We start from the raw sequence: 4,752 nt of genomic DNA, 5'->3' as shown, positions 1-4,752 counted from the left end.
GACTTGAAGCGCGCCATCAATTCGGCACGGCCGGGGTCGGTCAGCGTTGCCGCCGCGCCGAATTCCAGCGGCGTCAACAGGTCCGCCGCCGGATAGAGGATCGGATTGTCGAGCACCTCCTTCGGCAGCAGCTTGTTGACTCGCGCATCGGTCGAGGGCGCACCATTGGCCAGGTGCTCCTTCACCGCCACCTGCGGGTTCATCAGATAGTTGAGCAGAGCGTAACCTGCGGGCTTGTTCGGCGCATCCTTCGGAATGGCGTAGAAATCGGTCCAGATCTCGCCGCCTTCCTTGCCCAGCACATAGGCGATCTCGGGAATGTCACGATGCAGCTGGGCGCCGTCGTTCGTCCAGCACATGGTCATCCAGGCGTCACCCGCGCGCATCCCAGGCTGGTAGTCGGATGAGACCGCGAACAGATGCGGCTTGACCTTCAGCAGCAGTTCCTCCGCCTTGGCGAGTTCGTCCTGCTTGAGCGAGTTGAACGAGTAGCCGTAATATTTCAGCGCATTGCCGATCGTGGTCAGCTGGTAGTCGTGCACCATGGTGCGGCTGTCTCCTTCCGCCATGGCGGTGTCCCAGAATTCCTTCCAGCTCGTCATCGGCTTGGTCAGCTTCTTGGTGTTGACGGCAAAGCCGGTGGTGCCCCAGTTCTTCGGTACCGCATAGGTCACCGCATCGATCGTGCCTTCCCCAGTGAAGCGTGGATCCTCCTGCGAGCCGTCGAAGTTCGGCAGCTTCGCCATCTCCAGCGGCTCGATGATGCCGAGCTTCTTGTAGGTCGAGATCGTGTAGTTGGTCGGCACGAAAAGGCTCCAGCCCGAGGCGCCGGCCTGCAGCTTGGCCAGCATCTCCTCATTGGAGCCGAACACGTTGACCTCGACGGCAACGCCGGTGTCCTTCTTGAAATTCTCGAAGGTCGCCGGGTCATGATAGTTCGGCCAGGTGGCGATCGACATGCGGTCGCCAAGGCTTTCCGCGGCGAAGGCCGGTGTCGGCATGATGCCGATCTCGCGCGCCATCACCGCCGTGGCAATGCCAAGGCCGGTGAGGCCGAGGAAATCGCGGCGGCCGATCGAGCCGCGCTTCAAACGCATCAACTGGTCGACAAAATTCTCGGGGCTTATCGGCAGTCCGTCACGATATGATTTCGACATGTTTATCTACCCTCTGGTTGGTCCCGTTGTTCTTGGTGTCCGGAAACGCCAGCGGCGTTCCGGAGGCAAAGCCGATGGCGACGGGTTCACCCGGCTTGAAGAGATTGCCATGGCCGATCAGATGATCGGCCTTGGCCAGCAGCGTTCCGATGCCCTGGACCTCGATCGCGTATTCCGCCGTCGAGCCAAGGAAAATCCGGTTGCGGACGATGCCCTTGAATGGGCCGCTTGTCTGAGCGCCGAGACTGAGTGATTCAGGACGCAGGCTGACCGAAACGGTCTCGCCCTGCTGCAAAGCGGTTCGCTTGCGCGCCGCAATGACCGTGCCATCGGCAAGCGTTACCTCCACCAGATCGCCGGTATGCCCGGCGACGGTGCCGCTCAAGAGATTGGTCTTGCCGACGAAGTCGGCGACGAACAAATCGGCCGGCTCGTCATAGATCTCGCTCGGCTGCCCAAGCTGGACGATGCGGCCGCCATTCATGACGCAGACGAAATCGCTCATCGACAGCGCTTCCTCCTGGTCGTGGGTGACCAGCACGAAGGTGATGCCGATCTCGCGCTGCAGGTTCTGGAGCTCGATCTGCATGTCGGTGCGCAGCTTCTTGTCGAGCGCCGCCAGCGGCTCGTCGAGCAAAAGCACGGCCGGCTTGTTGACCAGCGCGCGCGCCAACGCGACCCGCTGCTGCTGGCCGCCTGACAGTTCGTGGATCTTGCGGCGGCCATAGCCGGCGAGCCGCACCATTTCGAGCGCCTCGCCCGCCCTCGAGGCGATCTCGCGCGACGACAGCCTTGGCCGCGCCTGGCGCAGCCCGTAGGCGACGTTGTCCTCGACATCGAGATGCGGAAACAGCGCGTATTGCTGGAACACCATGTTGACCGGCCGCCGGTAGGGCGGCGTGCCGGCCATGTCCTGGCCGCGAATGAACACCTTGCCTTCGCTCGGCTGTTCGAAACCGCCGATCATGCGCAGGCAGGTGGTCTTGCCGCAGCCGGAGGGACCGAGCAAGGCAACAAAGGCGGAAGGTGGCACGGCGAGATCGATGCTGCTCACAGCCGTCACGCTGCCATAGCGCTTGGTGACGCCGCGAAACTCGATGTCGGGCACTGCGGTCAAAGGCTGCGGGCTCCAGCGACAGGGCAATTTCAGAACGCTACCAGAGCCAATGCCGGCTAGTATATACCTCGTAGGTGGTATATCTGATCTATTTTCTCGTTTAAGGGGGTATGGATTGTCCCGCAGCGACGAATACAGCCAGCTCGCCACGCTCGTCGCGGCGACGCGGGAGACGAGCGGCGACCTGTTCGGCAAGGCGCTGGTCGACTGGCTGCGGCTCCATGTCAGTTTCGATCACTGCGTGGTCTTCGGCTATCGCGGCGCCTCGCGCCCGCCGCTGCTGTTCGAGACCTTTTCGCCGGCCGAAAGCCACGTCTTCGTCGCGCTCTATCAGGAGGGGCCGTATCTGCTTGACCCGTTTCACCACGCGGCGGTCGAGCGCAAGGAAGGGTTCTGGCGCATGCGCGAACTGGCGCCGGACCGCTTCTATGCCAGCGAGTATTTTCGCTCCTACTACAGCCAGACCAGACTGGCCGAGGAGGTCGGCTTCTTCGTGCCGCTGCCGGGCAAGGATGCGCTGGTGCTGTCGCTGATGCGGCTGCGCGCTTCAGGCCCGTTCGGCACCGCTGATGCCAGATTGTTGCGCGACATGGCGCCTGCGGTGATCAGCTTCATCAGGTTGCGCTGGCCTGCCCTGGCGACCGACGAACCGGCAGAATTGAAGCAGGACGAGACGGTAGCGCCGGTCAACGAATTCGACCGTGCCCATATCTGGAAGAGCCTGTCGCTGACGCCGCGCGAAAAGCATGTCGTCGACCTGGTGCTGCAGGGACACTCCACCGAATCGATCGCCAGGGCCATGCGCATCGTGCCGGGAACCGTGAAGGTTCACCGCCGCAACATCTACCGCAAGCTCAAGATCAAGTCGCAGGCCGGTCTGTTCGCGCGCTTCGTCGAGATCATCGACGCACGGATCCGGTAATTCCCCTAACCGCCGGCTTCCCACGACCCGGCCCCGGCCATCCGCTTCAGCAGCGGCGCGGGCTTGAACACGTCCTTGCCTGTCCGCTGATGCCAGTAATCGAGCCGCTCGACGATCCTGGCCGGACCTTCAAGGCCAGCCCAGAACATCGGCCCACCTCTGCCGATGGGAAAACCGTAGCCGTTGACCCAGACGACATCGATGTCGGACGCACGGGCCGCTATGCCTTCCTCCAGGATCTTGGCGCCCTCGTTGACCAGGGGATAGAGCGTGCGCTCGATGATTTCTTCCGCGCTGATCGCACGCGGCGAGATGCCCTTCTCGGCGGCCTTGTCGCGGATCAGCGCTTCAACCTCGGGATCTGGCATTGGTGTGCGCGCACCAGCCTCGTAGAGATAGAAACCCCGGCCGGTCTTCTGGCCAAAACGCCCTTGTTCGCATAGCGTGTCGGCGATCACGGCCGTCTGGCCGCGTGCCTTGCGATTGCGCCAGCCAATGTCGAGGCCGGCGAGGTCGCCCATCTGGAACGGCCCCATCGGCCAGCCGAAATCGGTGAAGGCCTTGTCGATCTGGCTGGGTGTCGCACCCTCCAGCAACAGCGCTTCGGATTCCGAGCCACGCGCGGCCAGCATGCGATTGCCGACGAAGCCGTGGCACACGCCGACGACGACGGCCACCTTGCCGATCCGCCGCGCCAGGTCGACGACAGTTGCCAGCGCATCGGGCGCGGTCTTGTCGGCCCGCACGATCTCCAGCAGCTTCATGACATTGGCCGGCGAGAAGAAATGCAGGCCGAGCACATCCTGCGGCCTCGAGGTCGAGGCGGCGATTTCGTCGATGTCGAGATAGGAGGTGTTGGTGGCCAGGATCGCACCCGGCTTGGCCACCGCTTCGAGTTTGCCGAAAACCTCCCTCTTGACCGCCATGTCCTCGAACACCGCCTCGACAATCAGGTCGCAATCGGCGAGATCGGCATAGTCGGTGGAGCCTTTGAACTGGGCGAGCCGCTCGCGCTTGGCATCTGCCGTCAGCGAGCCGCGCGTGACGGACACCGAGTAGTTCTTGTCGATGGTCGCCAGCCCGCGCTGCAATGCCTCATGGCTGGTTTCCAGCAAGGTCACGGGATAGCCGCCATTGGCGAAGGCCATGGCGATGCCGCCGCCCATCGTGCCGGCGCCGATGACGCCGACACGGGCGATCCGGCGCTTGACGATGTCTTTTCCGGGAAGCTTTGCCGCCTCACGTTCGGCGAAGAACAAATGCCGCTGCGCCCGCGACTGGTCGCTGGCGACGAGTTTCACGAACAGCGCGCGTTCCGCCGCGAGCGCTTCATCGAAGGGCAGCATGACAGCATTGCGCACCGATTGCGCACAGGCGATCGGCGCCTCAAGGCCGCGCGCTTTCCTGGCGAGCTCCGCTGCCTCGGCGTCGAAAGCCGCGAGGTCGGTCTCCTTGGGCCCCTCGTCGCGATCGCGCACCGGCGTGAAAAGACCACCCTTGCGGGCTAATTCCCTGGCAAAGTTCACGGCATGGGTGGTCAGATCGCCCTCGAAGAC

The 4,752-nt window shown here is 63.5% G+C and carries 4 protein-coding genes; 1 reads left to right on the top strand and 3 read right to left on the bottom strand.

The annotated features are described in order from the left end of the window. Both EN935_RS22735 and EN935_RS22730 read right to left on the bottom strand, forming a co-directional pair. The coding region (locus EN935_RS22735; RefSeq protein ID WP_164771268.1) for a spermidine/putrescine ABC transporter substrate-binding protein at nucleotides 1-1,157 on the bottom strand (1,157 nt) is incomplete at its 3' end. Then, the gene (locus EN935_RS22730) at nucleotides 1,138-2,274 is read right to left on the bottom strand and encodes an ABC transporter ATP-binding protein (protein ID WP_127264851.1); all 1,137 of its coding nucleotides are present in this window, start codon (nucleotides 2,272-2,274) and stop codon (nucleotides 1,138-1,140) included. The genes EN935_RS22730 and EN935_RS22735, both read right to left, overlap by 20 nt. A gap of 115 nt (nucleotides 2,275-2,389) precedes the next feature. Here EN935_RS22730 and EN935_RS22725 point away from each other — a divergent pair, with 115 nt between their 5' ends. Beyond that, the gene (locus tag EN935_RS22725) at nucleotides 2,390-3,196 is read left to right on the top strand and encodes a LuxR C-terminal-related transcriptional regulator (protein ID WP_109664047.1); all 807 of its coding nucleotides are present in this window, start codon (nucleotides 2,390-2,392) and stop codon (nucleotides 3,194-3,196) included. A gap of 5 nt (nucleotides 3,197-3,201) precedes the next feature. On the opposite strand, the gene EN935_RS22720 is transcribed toward EN935_RS22725, so the two are convergent. After that, nucleotides 3,202-4,752: 3-hydroxyacyl-CoA dehydrogenase (locus EN935_RS22720; protein ID WP_164771267.1), on the bottom strand; the 1,551-nt coding region annotated here is incomplete at its 5' end.

It is taken from the genome of Mesorhizobium sp. M7D.F.Ca.US.004.03.1.1 (assembly GCF_003998635.1).
Lineage (GTDB): Bacteria > Pseudomonadota > Alphaproteobacteria > Rhizobiales > Rhizobiaceae > Mesorhizobium > Mesorhizobium loti.
Note: the sequence above shows the minus strand (reverse complement) of the source record. Positions and strands in the feature narration are given on the sequence as shown.